Below are 22490 nucleotides of genomic sequence, written 5' to 3'. Positions count from 1 at the left end.
ATATGACCGAACGATCGATATTTTCTTCCAAATTTGACCGAACAGTCACGTTGTGTCGGAAATATTGACCGAACGGTCTCTTCGCTATATCGGCGTTTGTATGGCAGATTGCGCTTCGCCTCGATTCGCGCTGACAGAGGGCACCAAAATGCAGCCATCCGAACGCCAGGATCAAATCGTTGCGATGCTTGGCCGTGCAAGTGAAATGACGGTGGACGAACTGGCGGAGGCGCTGGCGGTTTCGCGGGAGACGATCCGCCGCGACCTTACCCGTCTCGACGCACGGGGTAAGGTCCGAAAATTTCACGGCGGCGCGCGCGTGATGACCATATCCACATCTGCCATGGAAATGGAGGGGCCATACGCGCTGCGGCTGGCGCAGAATGCCGAAGCCAAGAGAAAGATCGCTCAGGCAGCAGCCCGTCTCTTCCAGGCGGATGACTCGCTCTTTATCGACACGGGCAGCACCACGGTTGCGATGGCCGAGGCGCTGGTGGGGCTCGAGGCGCTCGTCATCATCACAAATTCACCGCGGATCGCGGCGACGGTGGCAAGCAATCCCAGCCATAAGGTCTTTCTGATCGGCGGCGCCTATGGTTCGGATGCCGGCGAAAGTCTCGGCCCTCTCGCCCTTGAGCAGATCGGCAAGTTCCGTGTCCGCCATGCAGTCATCACGATCGGCGCGATCGACGCAAACTGCGTCATGGATTTCGACCTTCAGGAGGCCGAAGTGGCAAAAGCCATGATCGAGCGGGCCGACCGTGTGACGGTGCTTGCCGACCACAGCAAGTTCGATCGCCGCGCAGTCTTCGAGGTCGTGCCGCTTGCCCGCATAGACACTCTCGTGACTGATGTGCCTCCAGGCGAGACGATACAGGCTGCTCTTTCCGCTGCCGGTATCGATGTGATCGTTTCAGGGTGAGAGCAATCCAGGCGCTTTGGTAGCGTGGCCAGAATTTGCACGAGCTTCCGCGCGTCGCCGCATGCATTCTCCGATAGCTGAATGAATTCAATTCGTTCTTGATCGTTTTCCCGGCAATCATGGCCATGCTGCGAAGGATTGGTCAGCTCGTGGTATTTTCTGGAATGGCTGGAAGCGCCGCCGCCCCGGCGCGATGCCGGTGAGACGCTTGAAGAAGCGGTTGAAATAGGCGGGATCACGAAAGCCGAGCGCCTCGGCCACTTCCGAGACCTGCAGCGTCGAACTGTCGAGCAGGATTTCCGCCTCGGTGATCAGCCGCGCATGGATCAGCGCCAGCGGCGAGCGTCCCGTCGCGCGGCGGATGGCAGAATTCAGCCGGTCGGCGGTGACGCCGAGCAGACGTGCATAATCGGCCACGGTCCAGTGGTCGCGGACATGGATTTCCACGAGATGCAGAAAACCGTGAACGGTGGCGCGGGGGGAGGGCTGCGGCTTTGCAGCGCTTGGGCTCGACAGGCGCCACAGCGCGATGAGCAGAAGCGCGATATGCTGGCGCACTGCGTCATGCGCGCCCGGTGCATCTTCCCGAAGCTCGATTTCGATGGCCTCGATCATGCCGCCAAGTTTGCGCGCGGTCTCAAGCGCGACCCGTGTGCCGAGCGCGGGGTCGAGCATCGCTTCGCGGATCTGGGCCCCGACTGGGCCGGCCGGAATGGCGCGGCCGAGCGAGAGTTCCGAAACGGTGAGCGAAGCACCCTCGGACCCCGCGTCGAGCTTCAGCGTCGCCAAGTTGCCCACCGGCAACCAGACGATGCACGGCCCCACCAGCGGCGCGTGGGTTCTTTCCAGCACTATGCGGCCGCTGCCGGAGAGCAGCACGAAGGCCCGATGGCGACGGCCGTGCAGGATCCATTCGGACGCGGTCAGGGCAGCCTTGAACATGCGTGCTTCGGTGTCCGGCATGATCGGGATCGATGCCGAAACTGGCTGAATCCGACCCGTATCCTGCGGTTGGTCTTTCATCCAATACTCCTCGCCGTGTAAAGTGCAATTTTCTCTTGAAAAAGTCTATTTCTATCGTTTCGACCCGGTCGTAACCTCATCGAATTCGGTCGGAGAAGCGTGTTCGGAGGAGAACGGAACACGCTTGGCACCGGCCGGAGTAGGCGCCCGTCGCGGGCGCTATTTGGGAGGAGGAAAGTTCATGACGCTTTTCAAGCGCAGGCATGTCCTGCAAACGCTCGGGCTTGGTCTCGCGACGCTGGCTGCCTGCGGTCTCACGGTCGCATCGGCCGAGGATCGAAAGTCCGTCCGCATCGGCTACGCCGTTTCCAAGACCGGCCCCAATGCCGGCGGCGCCGGCATCACCACCATTCCGAACTACGTGCTTTGGGTAAAGGACGTGAACGACGCCGGCGGCCTCGAACTGCCCGATGGCAGCAAGCTGCCGATCGAGGTCGTCGAGTATGACGATCGCTCGTCGGCCGAAGAGGTCGTGCGCGCCGTCGAGCGCCTTGCGACGCAGGACAAGGTCGATTTCATGCTCGTGCCCTGGGGCACCGGCTTCAACCTCGCCGTCGCACCGTTGTTCGACCGTTTCGGTTATCCTCAGCTTGCCGTCTCCGCCGTGACCGACAAGGCACCGGAATTCGTCAAGCGCTGGAAGAAGAGTTTCTGGCTGCTCGGCGGTGGGCATGACTATGCCAGGGCACTGGCCGCCGTGTTGGTTGAAGCCAACAAGGCCGGCACGATCAACAACAAAGTGGCGATGATCTCGATCGCCGACGGCTTCGGCATCGATCTTGTCACCGCCGCGCGTCCGGCTTTCAAGGAAGCGGGGCTGGAAGTCGCCTATGACAAGACCTATCCGATCGGCACCTCGGATTTCACCCCGCTCATCAACGAAGCCAAGGCGAGCGGCGCAGACACCTTCGTTGCCTTCTCCTATCCGCCCGACACCTTCGCGCTGACACAGCAGTCGCAGGTTACGGCCTTCAATCCGAAGGTCCTCTATCTCGGCGTCGGCACCGGTTTTCCCGTCTACTTCAAGAACAATGGCGAAAACGCCACCGGCATCATGAGCCTGGGCGGTATCGATCCGAACAATCAGGAAAACGCCGCCTATCGCAAGCGGCACGAGGAAGTGACGGGGCAGGGCCCTGACTATTGGGGCAGCGTCATCACCTATGCCAGCCTGCAGATGCTGCAGGAGGCGATCAAGCGCAAGGGTCTCGACCGCGAAGCCGTATCCGAGGAGCTTTCGACCGGCACGTTCAACACCGTGCTCGGCGAGACAAAGCTGGAGGACAACCAGTTGCGCCAGCTGTGGTGGACCGGCCAATGGCAGAACGGACAGTTCGTGGGCGTGGCGCCTGCGAATCGGCCAGGCGCCAGCAAGGTCGTGTTGCCCCGGCAGCCGTGGAAAGCGCAGTAACAATTAGGGAAGGCGGCGAATGATCGTCACGGCCATTCTGGCCGGGCTCGTGCTCGGCGGCACATATGCGCTCATCGCCATGGGACTGACGCTGCAATATGGCATCGCGCGCATCATGAACCTCGCCTATGGCGACATGATCATCACCGCCGCCTTCCTCGCCTTCGCGCTTTATAGCGGCGCGGGCATCAACCCGCTCATTGGCCTGGCGATCGCGGCGCCTGCCGGGTTCATCCTCGGCTATGCCGTCTATGCCTTGATGATGCATCCGCTGGTGGCGCGGGCGAAGGACAGGGTCAGCCTGGAAACCGATTCCATCCTTGCCACCTTCGGCCTCCTGTTCGTCATACAGGGCGTGCTCTTCGTCATCTTCGGCGGTAACTACACCAGCTATTCCTATCTCAACGTGCCGGTGACCATTCTCGGCACCAACATCGCCGCCAACCGGCTGCTCGCCTTCGTGCTGGCCGTGGTCATCGGAGGCCTGCTCTATCTCGCCTTGACCCGCACGCGCTGGGGCACGGCGCTGCGCGCCGTTGCCGTGTCGCCGTCTTCCGCCGCTCTTGTCGGGATAGATGTCGACCGTCAGGCGCGCTTTGCCTTTGCGCTTGGCGGCGCGCTTGCGGCCTGCGGCGGCGTGGTAATTTCGATGTACCAGACCTTCACCGCTGCATCCGGCGTCGTCTTCACCATGAAGGCGCTCATCGTCGTCATCATGGGCGGTGTCGGCAATGTGCTCGGCGCGCTCAGCGCCGGGCTGATCCTCGGGCTGGTCGAGACCTTCGTCGCCACCTATCTCGACCCCGGCCTGACGCTGGCAGCCACCTATCTCATCTTCCTCGTCATCCTGCTGTGGCGTCCCTCCGGCCTGTTCGGCAGGAGCGCGCGATGAATGCAAAAGCAATTGCCGCCTGGGGGATTGCCGCCGCCGTGCTTGTCGCGCTGGCCTTCGCTCCGTCCTATCTCGGCCCCTATGGCATCGGCCTGATGATCGGCATCGCCGGCTATGTCACGCTGGCGACTGCATGGGCGCTGTTTTCGGGTCCGACGCGCTATGTTTCGCTGGCAACCGTCGCCTTCTTCGGCATCGGCGCCTATACGGTCGCGGTGCTGAGCGAAAGCTTGCCCTATCCGCTGGTTCTGCTAGCGGCAGCCGCGATCGGCCTGGTCGTCGCACTGGTGGTCGGACTGTCGACGCTTCGGTTGGCGGGTGTCTATTTCGTGATCTTCACCTTCGGCCTGGCCGAACTGATCCGCCAGCTCGTCACCTGGTACGAGGTCAATGTCACCGGCACGCTCGGCCGCTACATCTTTCTCGATCTCGGGCCGGAAGATATCTACTGGCAGCTTCTGGCGCTCGCAGCCGTCACCCTTCTGCTCGCCTGGTGGATCGGCCGCAGCCGCATCGGTCTGGCGCTGAAGGTCATCGGCGACGATGAGGTGGTTGCGGCGCATTGCGGCATCGACATCGCCCGGGTGAAGCTGGCGCTGTTTGCGCTCAGCGCTGTCATCATAACACTCGTCGGTGCCATCCAGGCGCCGCGCTGGACCTATGTTGAGCCGGCCATCGTCTTCAACCCGACCATCTCGTTCCTGACGCTGATCATGGCGCTGCTCGGTGGTGCGAACCGGCTGTGGGGCCCGCTGCTGGGTGCGGTGCCGCTGTTCCTACTGTTCGAATGGCTGTCGGCCAATTTCCCTAATCACTATTCGATCATTCTCGGTCTTTTGTTCATCGCCATTGTATTCGTGTTGCCCAAAGGCGTTCTGGCGTTCACAGAAAAGCTCTGGAAGCGGGGGCGTGCGCGATGACGACGCTTCTAGAGATTTCCGGCCTTACCAAGCAGTTCGGCGGCCTGACGGCGGTTGATGGCGTCACCTTCTCGATGGACAAGGGCGAGGTCGTCGGCCTTCTCGGCCCCAACGGTTCGGGCAAGACCACGGTGCTAAACATGGTCTCCGGCCTGCTGCCGCCAACGCGCGGCACGGTCATGCTGAATGGCGAGACGCTGACCGGTCTTTCGCCCAATCGCATCGCCTTGAAAGGCGTTGCGCGAACCTTCCAGCTCGTCCGCATCCTGCCGTCGCTGAGTGTTCTGGAAAACGTCGTCGCCGCTTTGGCTTTTGGGCGTCGCCGGCTATGGGGCACGGTGGCCCGGGACGAGGCGCTGGCTCGTCTCGAACAGGTCGGGCTTGCCGATCGCGCCGACGAAACCGCCGAGCGCCTGACCTATATCGACCAGAAGCGCATGGAACTGGCGCGTGCGCTCGCCGCCGATCCGGCTGTGCTGCTGCTTGACGAGTGGCTGGCGGGCTTGAACCCGACCGAGCTTCGCATCGGCATCGATCTGGTCGCATCGCTGGGCGAGCGCGGCGTCACCGTGCTTCTGGTCGAGCACGTCATGGACGCCGTGCGCGCGCTGTGCGGACGCTGCGTCGTCATGAATGCGGGAAAAACCATCGCCGACGGCCGTACCGCCGATGTGCTGGCCGACGCGGAAGTGGTGCGCGCCTATCTTGGAGCCGAACATGCTTGAGATCGGCGATCTTTCCCTACGCTACGGCCAGCATCTGGCGCTGGACCAGGTGAACCTGCGCGCAGCCAAGGGCGAGACGGTCGTCATTCTCGGGGCCAATGGCGCCGGAAAATCCTCGCTGCTGAAGTCGATTGCCGGCATGGTCAAGCCGGTCGCCGGTTCCTCGATCGCGCTGGAAGGTCGGGTGCTGACAGGGCGTCCGGCGCATGAGATCGTGGAAATGGGCGTCGCGCTGGTGCCGGAGGGCAGGGGCATCTTCGGCGATCTGACGGTCGAGGAAAACCTGCTGCTCGGCGCTTATGCCAAGCGTGCCCGCAACGGTGAATCCTCGCGCCGCGCCTTCGTCTACGAGCTTTTCCCGAAGCTCGCCCAGCGCCGCGCGCAATATGCCAACACCATGTCCGGTGGCGAGCAGCAGATGGTGGCGATAGGCCGCGCGCTGATGTCGGCCCCGGATTTCCTGATGCTGGACGAACCGAGCCTCGGCCTCGCGCCTGTCGTCGTGACGGAACTCTTTGCAACGTTGCGGCGCGTCAGGGAAACCGGTGTCGGGCTGATCATCGTGGAGCAGAACGTCAAGGTCAGCCTGTCGATCGCCGATCGCGGCTACCTGATGGAGGCAGGCCGCATCGTTGGCGAGGACACTGCCGAGGCGCTGCTGCGCGATCCCGCCGTGCAGCGTGCCTTTCTCGGAATGAACACCGAAACGAGTAAGTGAGGACAAGAAATGGAAGTGCTGGGACTGTCGATCGGAAACGAAGACCAGGACGCCTCTGACGGCCGCACCTTCGAGCGCGCCAATCCGATTTCGGGCGAAGTCGCCACGCGGGTTGCCGCTGCGACCGTCGAGGATGCGCGCCGCGCCGCCAACCGCGCGGCCAAGGCCTTTCCCGCATGGTCGGCAACGGGGCCGGGAGCGCGGCGCAAGATTCTGCTGGCGGCAGCCGACAAGCTTCAGGCCAAGGCGCCGGAGTTCGTCGCCGCGATGGCCGCCGAGACTGGTGCTACCGCCGGCTGGGCGATGTTCAATGTCGGGCTCGCCGCCGACATGCTGCGCGAGGCCGCATCGCTGACCACGCAGATTGCCGGCGAGATCATCCCGTCGAACCGTCCGGGCAGCCTTGCCATGGGCATCCGCCAGGCCGCAGGCGTCGTGCTTTCGATCGCACCGTGGAACGCACCGGTCATCCTTGGCGTGCGCTCGCTGGCCGCCCCCCTTGCCTGCGGCAACACGGTGGTTATGAAGACCTCGGAAATCTGCCCGCGCACCCATCGCCTGATCGTCGATGCGCTGCATGAGGCCGGTCTGCCGGAAGGTGTGTTGAACGCCATCTCCAATGCGCCCGATGATGCCTCTGAAATTGTCGAGGCGCTGATTGCGCATCCAGCCGTACGCCGCGTCAATTTTACCGGCTCGACGCGCGTCGGCCGCCTCATCGCCGAGACAGCGGGACGCTATCTCAAGCCGGTTCTGCTCGAACTTGGCGGCAAGGCGCCTTTCGTCGTGCTGGACGATGCCGACATCGATGAAGCGGTCGCAGCTGCAGCCTTCGGCGCCTATATGAACCAGGGCCAGATCTGCATGTCGACCGAGCGCATCGTCGTCGACGAGAAAGTCGCCGACCGGTTCGTGACGGCACTTGCCGCCAAGGCGCGTTCGCTCGAGGCCGGCGATCCGCGCAAGGGCAACACGCCGCTTGGCTCGGTCGTCGATGCCGGGGCGGCAAACCGGATCGACCAATTGATACGCGACGCCGTTTCCAAAGGCGCGGTTCTGTCGGCCGGCGGCGGCATCGATCGCACGATCGTGCAGGCAACGCTGCTCGACCGGGTAACGCCCTCGATGCGCATCTATGGCGAGGAAAGCTTCGGCCCGGTCGTCACCGTCGTGCGTGTCGGCAGCGTCGATGAGGCGGTGCGTGTCGCCAACGACACTGAATATGGCCTGTCAGCGGCGGTCTTCGGACGCGACATCAACCGTGCCATGGCGGTCGCGCGACGCATTGAATCCGGTATCTGCCATATCAACGGCCCGACCGTTCACGACGAGGCGCAGATGCCCTTCGGCGGCGTCAAGGATTCCGGCTATGGCCGCTTCGGCGGCAAGGCGGGCATCGCCGAATTCACCGAGCTGCGCTGGATCACGATCCAGGACGGCCCACTGCATTATCCGATTTGAATCCGGGGGGAGGAATGGGCGCGCTGCTTGGAGGCAAGAACTGCATCATTACCGGAGGTGCAGGCAGCCTGGGGCTAGCGGCAGCGCGCCTGTTTCTTAGGGAGGGCGCCAACGTCGTGCTCGTCGACCGGGAACAGGCCGCGCTGGAAAAGGCAGCCACCGGTCTCCCTGCAGCGCGCGTCGAGACGGTTCTCGCCGACGTATCCAATGCGGCAGGCACCCGCCGCTATGTCGGAAACGCAGTGAAGCGCTTCGGCCCGATCGACGTGCTGTTCTCAAATGCAGGCAACTTCGGCGTCGTCGCCCCGATCGAAACCTATCCCGAGGATGTTTTCGATGCCGTCCAGGCGGTGCATGTTCGGGGCGCGTTCCTGGCGGCAAAATATGCCGTGCCGAAAATGCGCGATGGTGGCAGCATCATCATCACCTCGAGCGTTGCCGGCATGCGCGGCGATCCCGGCGTCTATGCCTATATCACCGCCAAGCACGCCCAGATCGGCCTGATGCGATGCCTCGCCAAGGAACTTGCGCCGCGCCGCATCCGGGTCAACACCATCCATCCCGGGCCGATTGACAACGGTTTTCAGCATGCGGTGGAAGGCGGGCTTGGTCAGGCCCTAGGCGTGGATGGTGCGGCCTTCTTCAACGGGATGATCCCGCTCGGCCGTCATGGCACGGCCGATGAGATTGCCCGCTCGGTGCTCTATCTGGCGTCCGACCAAAGCAGCTTCACCACCGGCACGACGCTGATGGTCGACGGCGGCATGAATATTTAGCCGGCTCCACCGGAACAGCTTGTCGATGTAGTCGCGGCCCAAACCAACCTTCTCGTAGTGGTCGCGGCAGAGCGCGATGTAATTGTGCACGTCGAAATAGCCATCCGGTTCGCCGTCCTCCTTGAGCCAGATCAGCGGCCCCTTGACTTGGAAGAACACCTTCATCGGGTCTTTGTGCTCATAAGCGACCAGCGTGTGACCCTCGCCCGGGGTCTCATAGACGAAATCGCCGGCGGTCGCTGTCCAGTCGTGCTCGAGATAGCCCCATTTGCCGGAGATCGTGTAGGCGAAAACCTCGTGCGGGTGATAATGCCGGTTCACCAACCCCGCGCCCTTGGCCATGAGTATGTCGCACCATTTGTTCTGTGACGGCGAGATCCACAGCGGCCGGGAGGACACGGTCGGTGAAGGGTACATAGTAGCGCTCGTCGTCCGTCGCTGCGTTTTCGGTGTAGACCTCCGGCAGCGCGTCCGGCTGGAACACCTTGGTGATTGGCTTCAGGTCTTTCCAGAATTCGGAGCGGGCGAGTTCGGGCATGTGGGTTCCTCCTCAGGTTCATGCAAAAGCGTTCACGGCCTCACATGGACGTCCAGCAAGGCGAGCGTCCTATGCGTTTCGATGTGACGGATCGCATCCGACAGCGCTTCCTCCAGCACAGCGCCGTCGGTCACCGTTCGCGCCCAGGCGCGGCTTGCGGCGGCGACCTTGGTGAAATCCGGTATGGGCGAAAGCCCGGTCAACGGCATGCGGTTGGTGCGCGCGGCATGGCCGTCGGGATAGATGCCGAGCACCGACTGGCGCACCGCTCCCCATTCGGCGTTGTTGACGATGATCACCAGCAGCGGCAGTTCCAGCGCCTCGGCGATCTGGTGGCAGGCGACCGGGTTGGAAAAGATGTAGGAGCCATCACCCATCGTCGCGATGACAAGGCGCTCGCGGTCGGCAAGCTGCATGCCGAGCCCAGCGGGAAACGACCAGCCGAGCCCGCCCGAATGCGGCTCCTGATACCAGGCGCGGCGATGCTTGAGCGTCATTGGCCCCATCGGGCAGCCGAGTTCGGAAAGCACTGTCGCCTCTCGTCCTTCGATTGCGCGCGATAGGCAGAGGCTGACCCAATCCTTGCTCATCGGCGCGCCGTTGCCGCGCTCGGCCGTCGCTATTGCAGCGGCACGTGTGTGGGCATTTGCGCCTGCAATCAGATCGCGGCGGGCGGCGATTGCCTCGGCGCGCAACGGCTCCATCGCCACGCGCAGGGCCTGGATGCCTTCGCTAACGTCACAGGCAAGGCTGATGTCGGAGCGAAAGCTACGGACGGGAAAGCGGCTGTAGAGCGGGTCCTGGCCGAGATGGATGATACGGCAATCGTCCCTTGGTCGATGGATGTCAGGCGACCATGGCGCCAGCGCATCGATAACCAGGATCGCGTCGGCCTGTTCGAGAAGCGGCTTGGGGTCGGGACCGGCAGTCATTGGGTGGTCGGTCGGTATGGCAAGCTGCACCGCCCAGTATTGGCAAACGGGAATAGCCCATTCTTGCGCCAGCGCGCTTAGCGCCTCGAAGCCGGCGTCATCGCCAGCGCCGCGCTGCGCGAAGATGACCGGGTGTCGCGCCGCAGCCAGAATGGCTGCCGCTGCCTCAATGTCGGCGGGGCGGGCGCCTGCTCGCGCCGGCGCCATCGTTGCCGGTTTGTCCAGCCCTTCCGTCGGGCAGGTCTCGCACAGCACCTCGCGCGGCAGGCTGACATAGACCGGCCCGCGCGGCTCCGAACTGGCGATGGCATAGGCGCGGTCGACAATCTCGGGCACCTGTTCGGGAAAGCGCAGCTCATAGTCCCATTTGCAGGCCTCGCGGACCAGTGCCGCCTGGTCCCGCATTTCTTGGCCCCAGCCGATCGGCACGGTCCGGGATCCAAGATGACCCTTCTCAGTGGTCGGCGTGCGGCCGGAAAACAGCAGCATTGGAATATGCTCGGTGGCGGCGTTGATCGCGCCGATGGCGCAATTCGCCAGACCGACATTTGTATGCGCCATCACAGCCTGCGGCCGGCCCGTCGCCAAATAATAGCCATGCGCCATTCCCATCGCCGCAGATTCATGCGGCATGACCAGCGCCTGCGGTAGCGGAATGCCGCGTGCCTCCGCCTCGGCCAGACCCTCGATAATCGGCGGAAAATCCGTGCCCGAATTGGCGAAGATGTAGTCCACGCCGACCGCTTTCAGCCGCGCCAGCAAGGCTCCGCCGGCTGTCATCGTTCCGGTCTTGACTGTTTCGCGCTTGTTCATCGGCTTTGCTGGACGGTTTGCATCGACAGCCTCGATATATATTGCTATATTTGAAATATCTATTCCGAATAAAGTTTGGCAATGTCCGGGCAGACGGTCAAGCTTTTCCACCTATGCGAGGCTCAAGCTATGGTCACCCAGATCAACGGCTCCGTGGTCAAGGCCTTCGACATCCTGAAACTCTTCGACGAAGACCGGAATGAGGTCACCACGACGGATGTGGCGACCGAGCTCGATCTGAACTTCGTCACCGCGCATCGCTTCCTGCGGACGCTGGAACATGTCGGCGCACTGGTTGCCGTGGCGAAGGGCCGTTACCGGCTGAGCTACGTGTTCGTCGATCTTGGCGATCGGGTCACCGGCGGCGACCTGCTTGGGCAGACCTTGCAGCCGCTTCTCAATGCCATCACCGCCGACCTCCAGGAAGCCGCGATGGCGACGGTCTTCCAGTCGGACATGGTCGTATGTATCGCCCGCGCGGTCTCTCGCCGGCAATTGTCGGTGGATATTCGCGTAGGCAGCAGGCTCGAAGCCTATTGCACTGCCCATGGCAAGACCTGGCTCGCATTCATGTCCGAGCGCCAGCGTGCGCATTATCTTGATACGGTGGAACGTCTCCGTTTCACGCGCAATACCGTTGTCGAGCGTGCCACGCTGGAGCGCCAGATCGCGGAAGTCCGCGAACTTGGCCATGCCTTTAATGACAGTGAGCGCGAAGATGGTATCCGCGCCGTCGCAGTGCCTATTCTGGCGCGGGGTGGCCGCATGATCGCAGGGCTGTCGGTTTTCGGCCCGGCGTCGCGCATGACCGACGAAATCACGCAGTTGGCGCTTGCGCGGCTTCAGCATGCGGCGAGGGATGCCGGCGGCCTGCTTTACGGCCAGATTGCAGCCCCGTCGGCTTAAGCCGACCTCACGCCCGCCAGATCGGCGGTCGATCATCGCGCGCCCGATCAGTGACCGAACTTCACGGAACTCCTGTTCTCTCGTATGGAACAATGCCGCCTGCAGCCGGGTTGTCCTTCGACATGAATGGAGAAAACCATGGCAGGACCGAAACGGCCAAACGACGACGAAGAATTGCCGAACCCGATGCCGGCACAGCCCCCGATAGAGGAGCCGGAGCCAGACAGGTTGCCCGACGAGGAGCCGCTACCGAATCCCGACGAGGTGAGGGTGCCACCGAGACAAGCAGCAACACCGCCGCGGCCAGTGCCTGACCCGATGCCCCCTACGCCACCGGGACCAATGCCCGATCCGGGGCCAGATCCACAGCCAATACCGACAAGATGAGAGCGCCGATCACAGGTTGTTTTCTAGACTTGCCGGCACTCGGTGATAGACTTCGCGCAGAACATACGTGGAGTATCGCAAATGCAATGGCTTTCGATCTGCACAACGCTCGCAATTGGCTTCTTTGTTTCTGGCTGCCAATCGAGTTCTTCCGAGCAAACCGTCAGGCAATTTTGTGCGATTAAGGCGGTGGAATCTGGCGGATGCCGATCCGCACGCTCGATTGCTCCGCTCGAGCCTCTGGTGAGATAGCTAGAGCATCATCAATCCCCGGCTCGTGCGCAGCCAGTAGTTCGGCGGCATGATCTGGGGCATCTCCTTCGCGTTGCGCGTAGGTGATCTGAGACGTAGAACGATCATTCAGGGTCGAGTTCGAAGATAACGAAGCCTTTCCCGCGCTCCACTTCCTTGAAGCCGAGAATGCGGAACCACTTCGCGACTTCCGGCCGGTGCGACCAGCTGTAGGAATGGATTGGAAGGTTCCCGCAGAGAGCCTGGATGCGCCTGATGTGTTTCTTGCAGAAGCGGACTGAAGACCGGGAAAAGAAGCTCTCATGGGCTGCAAAAGCCGTTTGAGCTGCGTGATTGATCTCCCGCCATGCGATTATTGCGACTGGTTTCCCGTCCTCGATCAAGGTATGGCCGCGGCCCTCTCTCAGGGCCATCATGAATTCGTCCTTCACCTCGTCGATATTCAGGCCGGCCGTCGCATACTGGTCAGCCATTCGATTGGCCAGGTCTCGAAAGATCGCGGTAAGGTCGGCGGTAGTGGCTGTTCGATAATCCATGCTTCACTCCGTGAGGGCGGCAAGGTAACCGCCGAAACGCCGTCATGCAAATTCACGACGCTGCAACCGCCGCGGGGCCCGGCGATATCTGCGGCGGCACTCACTGCGGAGAGGAAAGCGTGCGCCACCGCTGAATTGTAGTGAGCACGTATTAAAATCATATGACAAGTATTTGAAAACATTACGGATTGTTAATGCTGGTGTTCATATCCGGTTCACCCTTCGACACGTAGAAGTCAGGCGTGAATGAGAAGGACCCTCCCAATGAAACGAATTGTTCTCGCAGCAGTGGCACTTTCCATGCTTGCAGTTCCGATGGCTCAAGCACAGCAGTACCATCGGCCTCCGCAGGGCATGCAGCAGCAAAGCGGACCGTCGCATTTCAACAAGAAGCATGAGGCGCGCAGGCCGTTCGCGAAGGACCATCGGTGGTCGAAAGGCAGCCGAATGAGCGACTGGAAGCGAAAGCAGCATGTTCGCGATTATCACCGCTACGGACTGAAGCGTCCTGGCAGGGGTCAGCAGTGGGTGAAGGTCGACAACGACTATCTGCTGATCTCAATGGCGACCGGTATCATCGCAGGCATCGCCGCCGGCCGCTAACACCGGACGGCAGGTCAATCGAGCAAAGGGCGGTTCTGAGGAGCCGCCTTTTTCATGGAGTGGCTTTATCGGCGAATTACCGGCGATGGAGTGGCCGTCCTGGCCAGCAACTCGTGAAGCCGGATTGCGATCACCAGAAACGGAAGTGCTGCCAGCCAGCTCAACTCGGCGATTAGAGAGGTTTTGTCCACGGACTTCCTCCTGAAGGTTTCAGCTCACTTGGTCAGGGCGCAGCATCTCACGATATTAGTACCTGCTTCTGGACGCGGAAACTCCCAGATGGGTGGACTCTATCTTTGCCGAATTGTGCTCGTGACGATCGGGTCCGGTTTGCCGGCAAATCGCTCTTGGCTGGTAGACAGCCCCACCAGAACGCCCAGCGCGATCGCGATGGGAGCGAACAAAATTGCGACGTGAACCAGACATAGTATCGTCGCGCGCCAGTCAGAGGCTGTTTTCTGCTCGTCATCCATGAACGAGATATGAAGGCCAAGAGTCAATCGAAGGTTAAAGTGCGGTCCTGTGCCGCGACCTTGGCACTCAACCTTTGTTACAGCCTGCAATGCAAGGCCGCGAAATTCGATTGCTTCTATCCGGTCAAATAGCGGCGCTCGCGTGTCGAGCACGGGCGCCGCCATTTGCCGTCAGGTCGCTTCCAGTACCATGTTGAGCGGGGTCTGGGCCGCCCGCCGGACATGCGTGAAGCCACCGGAACGGATCACCTCGGCCAGCCGTTTTTCGCCCGCTTGCGCGCCAAGCGCGAGCCCCGTCTCCTGTGCCAGCGAGGTGGGAACACAGATCATCGTGGATGCCGAGTAATAGAGCCTTCCAACCGGATTGATGTTGTCTTCCAGTGTATCGCCGGCCATGGGCTCGACCACCATCCACGTGCCGCCCTGTTTCAACGCCTTTCTGATGTGCGCTGCCGCGGTCTTGGGATCGCCCATGTCGTGCAGGCAGTCGAAGCAGGTGATCAGATCGAAGTCACGCCCTGCGAAGTCCTGCGCCCGGCCAACCTCGAAGTGCAGGTTCGTCATGCCGTGCGCTCGGGCGTGCGCGGTCGCGGCGGCAATAGACGCCGGATGGAAGTCGTAGCCGGTAAACCGGGAATTTGGGAACGCCTGCGCCATCAGGACCGTCGACAGTCCGTGGCCACACCCTACGTCGGCCACCGTGGCACCGGCCTTCAACTTGTCGATCACTCCATCGAGCGCCGGCAGCCATTCCTGCACCAGGGCATTCACGTAGCCGGGCCGGAACAGCCGCGCCACGGCGCAGAACATGCAGCCGGCCTGATCACCCCAGGCAATACCGCGGCCGGTCTTGAAGGCCGCCTGCACCTTCCGCTGGTTCTCGACCATCGCAGCAGCGGTATCGAAGGCGCCGATAAGATTGACCGGGCTGTCGGGCTCTGCAAACACGAACGACTGCTCGGGCGTCAGCGAGAACCGTCCGTTCTCGTAATGCACATAGCCCGAGGCCGCCTGCGCTGCCAGCCACTCGCGCACGTAGCGGGCCGCACATCCCGCGGCATCTGCAAGCTCGTCAGCATTGGCCGGACCGATCTCCTTGAGGGTCTTGTACAGGTCGAGCGCGTCTCCGATTCTCACCAGCGGCACGCTGACCGCGCCGCCAAGGTCGCCAAGGACGCGGCCCACGAGTTCATTGAGGGTGGTTTCGTTGAGTTGTGTCATGGTTCCTCCTTCGGACGGCATGTTGCCATTCCGTCGACACAAGGATGAGACCAGTCGTGCCGATGGACATGAGGCGACCGTCCCGCCCAGGCAAGGAAATCAGGCCTTATCAGGGGCAGATGTCCCGATCAGCGCTGGCAGGGGCGGTAAACCGCCCGTCGCGACGTGTGTGGCTACTTGGAAAGCGTCATGACGATCGCTTGCGAGCGGCTGTGCACGCCAAGTTTGCTGAAGATCACCGACAACTGGTTGCGCACGGTCTTCACGCTCTTGCCGAGACGTTCTGCGATCGCACGGTTGTCGAGCCCCTCTGCAACAAGGTCCAGAAGTGCCGCTTCGGCGGGAGTGAGACCAGCCTCGCGGATTGCGCGCGGCTGCCTGGGCTGATCCTGGCCGAGGAAGGCCGCGAGTTCGGTTTGGAACACAGCCCAGGCCGGCTCGTCCGGCAAGAGCACATGGTTCTTGCTCTCAAGCGGCACGAAACGTGCGCCCGGGATCGCGGCAGCCAGCTTGCAACCTTCGTCGAACGGCACGCGCATGTCGCCGCGGCTATGCGCGATCAATGTCGGGACGCGTATCTTCTTCGCAAGGTCGAGCACGTCGATCCCCTGCATCTGCGAAAGCAGTTGCGCGGCGACATCGGCCGTTGCCGTTACACGCTCGAGATCGCCCCACCAGCGATGCTGTTCGGGCGTCCCGTCAGGTATGAAGAGGTTGGTGAAGAACTGGCAGAACGCTGGACTGTCGCGCCCCCAGCCGATGCGAATGAAGTTGACAAGCGTCTCGGCCTCCAGCCGCTCGGCTTCCGTCTGCGCGCGAACCCGCCCGCCCTGACCGTAGGCGTTCAGCAGCACCAGATGCGACACGCGCTCGGGATGCCTGAGTGCATATGCGATGCCGAGGGCGCCGCCCTGCGAAAGACCGAGGAGGACAAAACGTGGCTCTTCGATCGACGCCGCGACGCAGTCCAGGTCCGCATGCCAGGCCGCAAGCGTCAGATCGGCGACATGCCTGTCCGACAGGCCGCAGCCGCGTGGATCGTAACGCACAAACCGGTTGCGGGCCGAAAGCGCCTGAAGCCATGGCCGCCACACCGGGCTTTCAAGGTCGTAATCGACATGGCTCAGCCAGTGCGCCGCCCGCAGGATCACCGGTCCCTCTCCGCACGATGCGACGGCAATCCGAGTGCCGTCGACGGAGGTGCAGAACCGTATGCTCTGGCTGAGTTTCATCCTCCAAGGATACCGTAGCGGAAAGTCGCGCAACAGGCCCGATCTCATAGCCTGATCGATCAGCCGTCTACGCCGAAAGGGTGGCGGGGCTTTTTGCGCAAGGGTCAGCGCCGGCGGGTGGTTGCCGTGGCAGTTAAACGCAGCGGCCGCCATCGACGTTAATGACCGCACCCGTGACGAGCCTGGCGAGGTCCGATGCCAGGTAGAGTGCCGCACCAGCCACATCGTTCGGCCGGATGATCTCGCCCATCGGGATCTGGTTGGCGAAGCTGCCGACGACCTCATGCACCTGCTGCCCATGGGTGAAACCCGAAAGCATCGGCGTTTCGGTGGCGCCGGGATTGATGCCGTTCACACGGATGCCGTCCTTGGCCAGTTCGAGCGCAAGCGACTGGGTGGTCGCGATGGCTGCGGCCTTCGAGGCGCTGTAGGCCGCGAGGCCAGCCTTCGGCCGCACGCCGACGACCGAGCAGATGTTGACGATCGCCGCGTTTCCGCCCGTCTTGAGCAAGGGCAGGAAATGTTTCGTGGTGAGGAAAAGCGAACGCACATTGACGTTCATGATGCGATCCCAGCCGTCGACCGTCATCGTGTCGATCGGGGTCGCTGACTGCGGAACGCCGGCGCAATTGACCAGCAGGTCGAGCTTCTTTTCCACGCGCGCAATGCGCTCGGCCAGCACCGCCACGCTTGCTTCATCAGAGACGTCGCAGCGCCAGCCCGGACCCACTCCGCAATCGGCGGGCGCTTCGCGCTCGGGCAGGGAGAGATCAGCAATGATGACCTTCGCGCCGCTTGCCGCAAACAGCGACCCGATGGCCTGGCCGATGCCGGAGACTCCGCCGGTGACCAGGGCAGTCTTGCCGGCGAGAAGGGATGGAGTCAGGTTGGTCGGAAAATCAGGCAGAGCCATCGTCACACCTTGTGAAAATTCATCGCATGGATCTCGGTGAATTCGGCCAGGCCGAGTTCCGAGTTCTCGGTACCGATGCCGCTCTGCTTGATGCCGCCGAACGGCATATGCCGACGACCGAGGCGTGATTGAGCGTTCTTGTTGATGAAGGTCATGCCGGCCTCAAGCCGCCGCCCAAAAGCGACGCCGCGCTCGAAATTCGATGTCCACACCGAAGAACCGAGGCCGTAGTCGGTGCCATTGGCCAGTTCCACCACGGCGTCCTCGTCCGTGTAGCGCATAACCGGCAGGACAGGTCCGAACTGCTCGCAGGTAACGATGTCGAAATCGGGGCCGGGGTCCTTGACCAGCACCGGACGCAAATAGTTGCCTTCGTCCCAGGTCTCACGAGAGACGGGCGTGCCAAGCTCGATCAGTTCGCCGCCCGCGTCCCGCGTCTTTTGGATGAGGCCCTTGAGGTAGCTCAGTTGAGCCCCATTGTTGATCGGGCCGAAGGTCGTCTCGGGATGCAACGGGTGACCGATGCGCACCTTGTCGAGATGAGCGGCGAGCTTGTCGAAGAACGCGTCATAGATCGAAGCCGGCACATAAAGCCGCTTGATCGCGAAGCAGAACTGGCCCGACCGGTGGAATGCGCCGGCGGCGAGCGTCGGGATCTGTCCGTCCAGGTCGAAATCGTCGAGCACGATTGCCGCGTCGTTGCCGCCCAGTTCGAACTGCACGTTCTTCAGCGTCTCGGCCGCGGTCTTCATGATGGCCTTGGCAGCCACGCCGCCACCGGTGAAGGACACCAGGCGAACCTTTGGATGGGCGGCCAGTGCCGCACCCGTTTCCGCGCCACCATGCACCACGTTGATGACACCCTCGGGGAAGAGCGGTGCGAGCTTTTCCATCAGCAGCGCGATGCCCGCTGGCGCGGTCGGCGGCGTCTTGATGACCAGCGTGTCACCGGCAACCAATGCGGGCGCGAATTTGCGGATCAGCAGCACGATCGGCGCATTCCACGGCACGATCGCAGCCACCACGCCGATGGGCTTGTGCTCGATGCGCACGATCGAGGCTTCGTCCTCGATGATCCTGGGCTCGAGCGCGATCCTGGCGGCCTCGACATTGTCGCGGGATGCGAAAGCGGCGCCACGGAACTCCATCGCGATCTCTGCCGGCAGCATGCCGGTTTCGCGCACCACGACGCCAACGAGACCGTCGAGGCCTTTGTCGGCCTCGGACTCGATCAGGTCGGCGGCGCGCAGCACGGCTTCCGCGCGCTCTGCGACAGGAATGTTGGACCAAGGCTTGAGGGCGGCATGTGCGGCGTTCACCGCACGGTCGACCGCGCCTACGTCGGCAACGGCAACGGTTGCCACGATGTCGGCGGTGCGGCCCGGATCGCGGACATCGAAGCGCTCGGCACTGCCTTCCCATTTGCCGGCAATGAAGTTGTCTATGGTGAGGGGGGTCGTAGAGGTCATCTCAGAGTCCTCACTTGTGGTAGTTGAGGGCGTGGTATTCGACATATTCGCGAAGCCCGATGGGCGAGCTTTCGCGTCCGATGCCACTCTGCTTCACGCCGCCGAAGGGGATGTTCTTCTGGCCGAGCCGCGATGTCCCGACATTGTTGATGAAGGTCATGCCGGCTTCGATGCGGCGTGCGATTTTCAGCGCTTCATCGAAATTGCTGGTCCACAGGCTGGAGCCGAGACCCAGTTCGCCTGCGTTCACGCTTTCGATGACCTCGTCGAGGGAATCGTATTTCACCACTGGCAGGATCGGACCGAACTGCTCGATCTGAACCAGTTCCGCATCCATGGCGATGTCGGAGACGATCACTGGTCGCATGTAATAGCCGTTGTCCCAGCCATCTGGCTCGGCAACGGTGCCGAGTTCCCGAACCGTTGCGCCGCTGGCGCGCGTGCGTTCGAGCAGGCCCTTGAGGAATTCGAACTGGCCGCGATTGTTGATCGGGCCGAAGGTCACGCCCTTGTCGAGCGGATGGCCAATACGGAACTTGTCAGCTTCGGCCTCAAGGCGCGCGACGACATCGGCATAGGCCTCCGAAGGAACGTAGACGCGCTTCACTGCGAAGCAGAACTGTCCCGAACGACGGAATGCCCCGCCGAGGATCTTTGGAATGGCGTCGTCGAAATTTGCGTCCGGCAGCAGGATGGACGGATCGTTGCCTCCCAGCTCGAACTGCACGCCCTTGAGGCCATCGGCAGCCGCTTTCATGATCTGCCGTGCGACCGTTCCACCTCCGGTGAAGGAAACCTTGCGCACCAGCGGATGGACCGATAACGCGTGCCCGACATCGCCGCCGCCATGCACGACGTTGATCACGCCGGCAGGGAAGAGCGCGGCCATTTTCTTGAGCAGCAGGGTCAGGCCGATGGGAGCCGTCGGCGCGGGCTTGACCACGACCGTGTTGCCGCAGACCAGTGCCGGCGCAACCTTGCGCATGGTCAGGATGATCGGTGCATTCCAGGGAACGATGTCGGCGATCACGCCGATGGGACGCTTCTCGACGCTGACCCAGCTTTCGGCGTCCGACACTTCCATCGGCTTGAGAAATTCTTCACCCGCCTCGGCATTGTCGCGCACGATATTCGCCGCCATGCCGATCTCGGCCTTGTTGGTGCCGACCAGCATGCCGGACTCGCGCGCCATGATCTCGACGACCGCGTTAGCCTCTACCTCAAGCAGGTCGGCGGCGGCGCGCAGAAGTGCGGCGCGTTCCTCATAGCTCGTCTTCTTCCAGCTCTGGAAGGCCTCGTGCGCGGCGCGAACGGCTGCGTCGACGGTCGCCGCATCCCCCTGCGCGATCAGGCCGACGATATCGGTGAGCCGTCCCGGGTCGCGCAGTTCGGCATAGGAGGACGAGGTCACATCCTTGTTGCCGATCAGGTGGTCGAGGGTGATTGGGGAGGAAGTCTGCATGGTCGTCTCGTCCTTCGCCATCAGTCGATGGTGCGTTCGATTTCGTAGGTCGGGAGCGGGGAGAGGTCGGAAATCCTCTGCCGCAGTTCCGGGGTCATGGCAAAATTCACCGCCTCGACATAGTTGCCGACCTGCTCGACGCTTTCGGCGCCGATAATGGGAACGGTGACGGCCGGGTGCGAGGCAGCCCAGGCGACCGCCAGCATGGCGGGATCGACCCCCACCTCATCCGCGATCGCGCAGAATTCGGCGGCGATCTCGAAATTGCGCTGGTCCTCGTAGCGCTTGAGATAGCGGGCTTCGGCAAGCCGGCCGCTGCGCTGGCCGGATGTATTGGCGTTCGCGCGGGTCAGAAGGCCGGAGGCGAGGGGCGAGAACACCATGACGGAGAGGCCCATGACCTGGGCGAGCGGAAACAGCTCGAACTCGGCCTGGCGCTTCACCAGATTGTACATCGGCTGCACGACGTCGAACCGCGCCAGCGCCTCGCGCCGGGAGATGCCGATGGCGTCGGCTATGCGCCAGGCGGCCCAATTGGAAACGCCGGCATAAATGATCTTGCCCTGGCGCTGCAGGTCGTCGAAGGCGCGCAGGGTCTCTTCGGGCGGTGTGTAAGGGTCATAGTGATGAGCGAAATAGACGTCGATGCGGTCGGTCTTCAGGCGGCGCAGGCTGTTTTCGACCTCCTGCATGATGTGACGCCGCGACAGGCCGGACCCGTTGGTGTCCTGCGACATTGGCCGGCAGACCTTGGTGGTGATGACCACGCGGTCGCGATCGGAGCCTAGCAGGTCGCCGAGAATGGCTTCTGCCTTGCCGCCTCCGGCATAGGAATTAGCGCAATCGAAGAAGTTGATGCCGAGTTCCCGGCAGTGGTCGTACATCGCCCTGGCTGTGGATGCGTCGCTGTAGGAGCCGAACGACATCGTGCCGAAGCAGATGTTCGAGACGCGCGTACCGGTGCGGCCCAACTGAACGTATTGCAAGCTCTTCTCCTCCCGCCGGCCATACGCAGGCGACGACGGCATCGCATGCGAAACCCTATAAGTCAATAATATATGTTTTTATACTTTACATCACCGAAGCTTGAAATCGATGCGCACCCGGTCGCCTCGATAGGTGCCGTCGGCGACGAGCACCAGCTCCCCGTTGCTGTCCACTGCACAGCGCTCCACCCGTGCCACCGGGTTGCTGATGGGGATGTCGAGCTTCTCGGAGATATAGAGATCCGCACTGTCGATGGTGAGCGTCTGGGTTGCGTCGGTGATGACCAGCCCGGGCACATCGGCAACGAGCCTTAGGGCTGTCTTGATGCTGTAGTCGTCTTCGGGAATCTGGGATGCAATGCGCTCGGCGACATAGACATCGGCGAGCAGGAAGGCCTCGCCGTCGCGCGTGTGGCGACGCTGGAGATGCCGGTAGGCAGGCGCCGGCTTGCCGATCTTGAAACTGCGCGCCGGCAGCGAAACGTCGCGCTCGTCGGACAGCACTTCGATCCGGGCGTTTTCGCGCGCAAGCAGCATGCCGCTCCAGTCGGTCTGGACCTGGCACCACATGTCGTTGACGGGGCGCTGCTTCACGAACGTGCCCTTGGCACGATATCGCTCGATCATCCCGTCAGCTTCGAGGATATTGAGCGCATGGCGGATCGTCATGGCGGCAACGCCGCACTCCTTTGCCAGCATCTCGACGGTTGGAATTTGCCCGCCAACCGCCCACTCACCCGTTTCGATACGCCGCTTGAACAGGGAAGCGAGCTGGATATACCGCGAAATCGCACTCTTTTTCAGCGCTTCAGCTGTGTTCCCCTGGGTCGAAACGGACAAAGATGCTCTCCTTCGCTGGGCGATCTGGCCCGAGTGAAAATGCTATATGCTAGCATATGTCTGTTTTTGTCCGCGTTTC

General features: G+C 62.5%; 22 protein-coding genes and 1 pseudogene. 10 read left to right on the top strand and 13 right to left on the bottom strand.

Features of this window, described 5'->3' with window-relative positions; all coding sequences use genetic code 11:
• Nucleotides 1-148 precede the first annotated feature (148 nt).
• Nucleotides 149-922, top strand: coding sequence for a DeoR/GlpR family DNA-binding transcription regulator (locus G6N74_RS08775; protein ID WP_165116374.1), 774 nt, complete (start codon nt 149-151; stop codon nt 920-922).
• 117 nt (nt 923-1039) lie between these two features.
• Here the strand turns inward: G6N74_RS08775 and G6N74_RS08770 are convergent, their stop codons facing one another.
• Entirely contained in the window at nt 1040-1945 is a 906-nt protein-coding gene (locus G6N74_RS08770; protein ID WP_165116373.1) for a helix-turn-helix domain-containing protein, read from the bottom strand.
• A 181-nt stretch (nt 1946-2126) separates the two neighbouring features.
• Between G6N74_RS08770 and G6N74_RS08765 the strand changes: the two genes are divergently transcribed.
• The 7 genes from G6N74_RS08765 to G6N74_RS08735 are packed head-to-tail and all read left to right on the top strand — an operon-like array spanning nt 2127 to nt 8848.
• The gene (locus G6N74_RS08765) at nt 2127-3356 is read left to right on the top strand and encodes an amino acid ABC transporter substrate-binding protein (protein WP_165116372.1); all 1230 of its coding nucleotides are present in this window, start codon (nt 2127-2129) and stop codon (nt 3354-3356) included.
• Nucleotides 3357-3375: 19 nt separating this feature from the next.
• Nucleotides 3376-4248 carry a branched-chain amino acid ABC transporter permease gene (locus tag G6N74_RS08760; RefSeq protein ID WP_165116371.1) on the top strand — a complete coding sequence of 291 codons (873 nt, stop codon included), beginning with the start codon at nt 3376-3378 and terminating at the stop codon, nt 4246-4248.
• A complete protein-coding gene (locus G6N74_RS08755; protein ID WP_165116370.1) occupies nt 4245-5168 on the top strand; it encodes a branched-chain amino acid ABC transporter permease in 924 nt (307 codons plus the stop codon). The genes G6N74_RS08760 and G6N74_RS08755 overlap by 4 nt, the downstream gene beginning before the upstream one ends.
• A complete protein-coding gene (locus tag G6N74_RS08750) occupies nt 5165-5893 on the top strand; it encodes an ABC transporter ATP-binding protein (protein WP_165116369.1) in 729 nt (242 codons plus the stop codon). The genes G6N74_RS08755 and G6N74_RS08750 overlap by 4 nt, the downstream gene beginning before the upstream one ends.
• Complete coding sequence (locus tag G6N74_RS08745) at nt 5886-6611, top strand: ABC transporter ATP-binding protein (RefSeq protein ID WP_165116368.1); 726 nt, start codon at nt 5886-5888, stop codon at nt 6609-6611. Before G6N74_RS08750 ends, G6N74_RS08745 begins: the two co-directional genes overlap by 8 nt.
• A 9-nt stretch (nt 6612-6620) precedes the next feature.
• Nucleotides 6621-8072, top strand: a complete 1452-nt coding sequence (locus G6N74_RS08740; protein ID WP_165116367.1) for an aldehyde dehydrogenase — start codon at nt 6621-6623, stop codon at nt 8070-8072.
• A gap of 14 nt (nt 8073-8086) precedes the next feature.
• Nucleotides 8087-8848: an SDR family NAD(P)-dependent oxidoreductase gene (locus G6N74_RS08735; protein WP_165116366.1), complete on the top strand. Its 762-nt coding sequence runs from the start codon at nt 8087-8089 to the stop codon at nt 8846-8848.
• A 213-nt stretch (nt 8849-9061) separates the two neighbouring features.
• On the opposite strand, the pseudogene G6N74_RS31480 reads toward G6N74_RS08735, so the two are convergent.
• A pseudogene (locus tag G6N74_RS31480) lies at nt 9062-9265 on the bottom strand (cupin domain-containing protein); the annotation flags it as partial.
• Between the two features lie 153 nt (nt 9266-9418).
• A complete protein-coding gene (locus G6N74_RS08725) occupies nt 9419-11131 on the bottom strand; it encodes a thiamine pyrophosphate-requiring protein (protein ID WP_165116365.1) in 1713 nt (570 codons plus the stop codon).
• A gap of 129 nt (nt 11132-11260) precedes the next feature.
• On the opposite strand from G6N74_RS08725, the gene G6N74_RS08720 reads away from it, so the two are divergent.
• Nucleotides 11261-12037 (top strand): IclR family transcriptional regulator, encoded by a 777-nt coding sequence (locus tag G6N74_RS08720; RefSeq protein ID WP_165116364.1) that lies wholly within the window; start codon nt 11261-11263, stop codon nt 12035-12037.
• A gap of 743 nt (nt 12038-12780) precedes the next feature.
• On the opposite strand, the gene G6N74_RS08715 is transcribed toward G6N74_RS08720, so the two are convergent.
• Nucleotides 12781-13212 carry a hypothetical protein gene (locus tag G6N74_RS08715; RefSeq protein WP_165116363.1) on the bottom strand — a complete coding sequence of 144 codons (432 nt, stop codon included), beginning with the start codon at nt 13210-13212 and terminating at the stop codon, nt 12781-12783.
• A 264-nt stretch (nt 13213-13476) separates the two neighbouring features.
• On the opposite strand from G6N74_RS08715, the gene G6N74_RS08710 reads away from it, so the two are divergent.
• Nucleotides 13477-13815, top strand: a complete 339-nt coding sequence (locus tag G6N74_RS08710; RefSeq protein ID WP_165116362.1) for an RcnB family protein — start codon at nt 13477-13479, stop codon at nt 13813-13815.
• A gap of 65 nt (nt 13816-13880) precedes the next feature.
• Here the strand turns inward: G6N74_RS08710 and G6N74_RS31155 are convergent, their stop codons facing one another.
• The 9 genes from G6N74_RS31155 to G6N74_RS08670 form a co-directional block, all read right to left on the bottom strand.
• Nucleotides 13881-14006, bottom strand: coding sequence for a hypothetical protein (locus G6N74_RS31155; RefSeq protein ID WP_281353957.1), 126 nt, complete (start codon nt 14004-14006; stop codon nt 13881-13883).
• A gap of 99 nt (nt 14007-14105) precedes the next feature.
• Entirely contained in the window at nt 14106-14453 is a 348-nt protein-coding gene (locus G6N74_RS08705) for a hypothetical protein (RefSeq protein ID WP_165116361.1), read from the bottom strand.
• Between the two features lie 6 nt (nt 14454-14459).
• Entirely contained in the window at nt 14460-15509 is a 1050-nt protein-coding gene (locus G6N74_RS08700) for a class I SAM-dependent methyltransferase (protein ID WP_165116360.1), read from the bottom strand.
• Between the two features lie 173 nt (nt 15510-15682).
• The gene (locus G6N74_RS08695) at nt 15683-16741 is read right to left on the bottom strand and encodes an alpha/beta fold hydrolase (RefSeq protein ID WP_165116359.1); all 1059 of its coding nucleotides are present in this window, start codon (nt 16739-16741) and stop codon (nt 15683-15685) included.
• Between the two features lie 133 nt (nt 16742-16874).
• Entirely contained in the window at nt 16875-17654 is a 780-nt protein-coding gene (locus G6N74_RS08690) for an SDR family NAD(P)-dependent oxidoreductase (RefSeq protein WP_205826579.1), read from the bottom strand.
• A 2-nt stretch (nt 17655-17656) separates the two neighbouring features.
• Nucleotides 17657-19123: an aldehyde dehydrogenase family protein gene (locus G6N74_RS08685; RefSeq protein WP_165116358.1), complete on the bottom strand. Its 1467-nt coding sequence runs from the start codon at nt 19121-19123 to the stop codon at nt 17657-17659.
• A 10-nt stretch (nt 19124-19133) separates the two neighbouring features.
• A complete protein-coding gene (locus G6N74_RS08680; protein ID WP_165116357.1) occupies nt 19134-20585 on the bottom strand; it encodes an aldehyde dehydrogenase family protein in 1452 nt (483 codons plus the stop codon).
• Nucleotides 20586-20605: 20 nt separating this feature from the next.
• On the bottom strand, nt 20606-21571 hold the full coding sequence (locus tag G6N74_RS08675; protein ID WP_205826578.1) for an aldo/keto reductase: 966 nt from the start codon (nt 21569-21571) through the stop codon (nt 20606-20608).
• Nucleotides 21572-21661: 90 nt separating this feature from the next.
• Complete coding sequence (locus G6N74_RS08670) at nt 21662-22411, bottom strand: GntR family transcriptional regulator (RefSeq protein WP_165116354.1); 750 nt, start codon at nt 22409-22411, stop codon at nt 21662-21664.
• Between the last annotated feature and the right edge of the window lie 79 nt (nt 22412-22490).

The organism is Mesorhizobium zhangyense, assembly GCF_011045115.1.
Classification (GTDB): Bacteria; Pseudomonadota; Alphaproteobacteria; order Rhizobiales; family Rhizobiaceae; genus Mesorhizobium_M; species Mesorhizobium_M zhangyense.
This window is presented reverse-complemented; position numbering and strand designations above follow the sequence as displayed.

Coding starts and splice junctions, on each gene's coding strand:
- G6N74_RS08775 (WP_165116374.1), top strand. CDS start 149: ATGCAGCCATCCGAACGCCAGGATCAAATCGTTGCGATGCTTGGCCGT.
- G6N74_RS08770 (WP_165116373.1), bottom strand. CDS start 1,945: ATGAAAGACCAACCGCAGGATACGGGTCGGATTCAGCCAGTTTCGGCA.
- G6N74_RS08765 (WP_165116372.1), top strand. CDS start 2,127: ATGACGCTTTTCAAGCGCAGGCATGTCCTGCAAACGCTCGGGCTTGGT.
- G6N74_RS08760 (WP_165116371.1), top strand. CDS start 3,376: ATGATCGTCACGGCCATTCTGGCCGGGCTCGTGCTCGGCGGCACATAT.
- G6N74_RS08755 (WP_165116370.1), top strand. CDS start 4,245: ATGAATGCAAAAGCAATTGCCGCCTGGGGGATTGCCGCCGCCGTGCTT.
- G6N74_RS08750 (WP_165116369.1), top strand. CDS start 5,165: ATGACGACGCTTCTAGAGATTTCCGGCCTTACCAAGCAGTTCGGCGGC.
- G6N74_RS08745 (WP_165116368.1), top strand. CDS start 5,886: ATGCTTGAGATCGGCGATCTTTCCCTACGCTACGGCCAGCATCTGGCG.
- G6N74_RS08740 (WP_165116367.1), top strand. CDS start 6,621: ATGGAAGTGCTGGGACTGTCGATCGGAAACGAAGACCAGGACGCCTCT.
- G6N74_RS08735 (WP_165116366.1), top strand. CDS start 8,087: ATGGGCGCGCTGCTTGGAGGCAAGAACTGCATCATTACCGGAGGTGCA.
- G6N74_RS08725 (WP_165116365.1), bottom strand. CDS start 11,131: ATGAACAAGCGCGAAACAGTCAAGACCGGAACGATGACAGCCGGCGGA.
- G6N74_RS08720 (WP_165116364.1), top strand. CDS start 11,261: ATGGTCACCCAGATCAACGGCTCCGTGGTCAAGGCCTTCGACATCCTG.
- G6N74_RS08715 (WP_165116363.1), bottom strand. CDS start 13,212: ATGGATTATCGAACAGCCACTACCGCCGACCTTACCGCGATCTTTCGA.
- G6N74_RS08710 (WP_165116362.1), top strand. CDS start 13,477: ATGAAACGAATTGTTCTCGCAGCAGTGGCACTTTCCATGCTTGCAGTT.
- G6N74_RS08705 (WP_165116361.1), bottom strand. CDS start 14,453: ATGGCGGCGCCCGTGCTCGACACGCGAGCGCCGCTATTTGACCGGATA.
- G6N74_RS08700 (WP_165116360.1), bottom strand. CDS start 15,509: ATGACACAACTCAACGAAACCACCCTCAATGAACTCGTGGGCCGCGTC.
- G6N74_RS08695 (WP_165116359.1), bottom strand. CDS start 16,741: ATGAAACTCAGCCAGAGCATACGGTTCTGCACCTCCGTCGACGGCACT.
- G6N74_RS08690 (WP_205826579.1), bottom strand. CDS start 17,654: ATGGCTCTGCCTGATTTTCCGACCAACCTGACTCCATCCCTTCTCGCC.
- G6N74_RS08685 (WP_165116358.1), bottom strand. CDS start 19,123: ATGACCTCTACGACCCCCCTCACCATAGACAACTTCATTGCCGGCAAA.
- G6N74_RS08680 (WP_165116357.1), bottom strand. CDS start 20,585: ATGCAGACTTCCTCCCCAATCACCCTCGACCACCTGATCGGCAACAAG.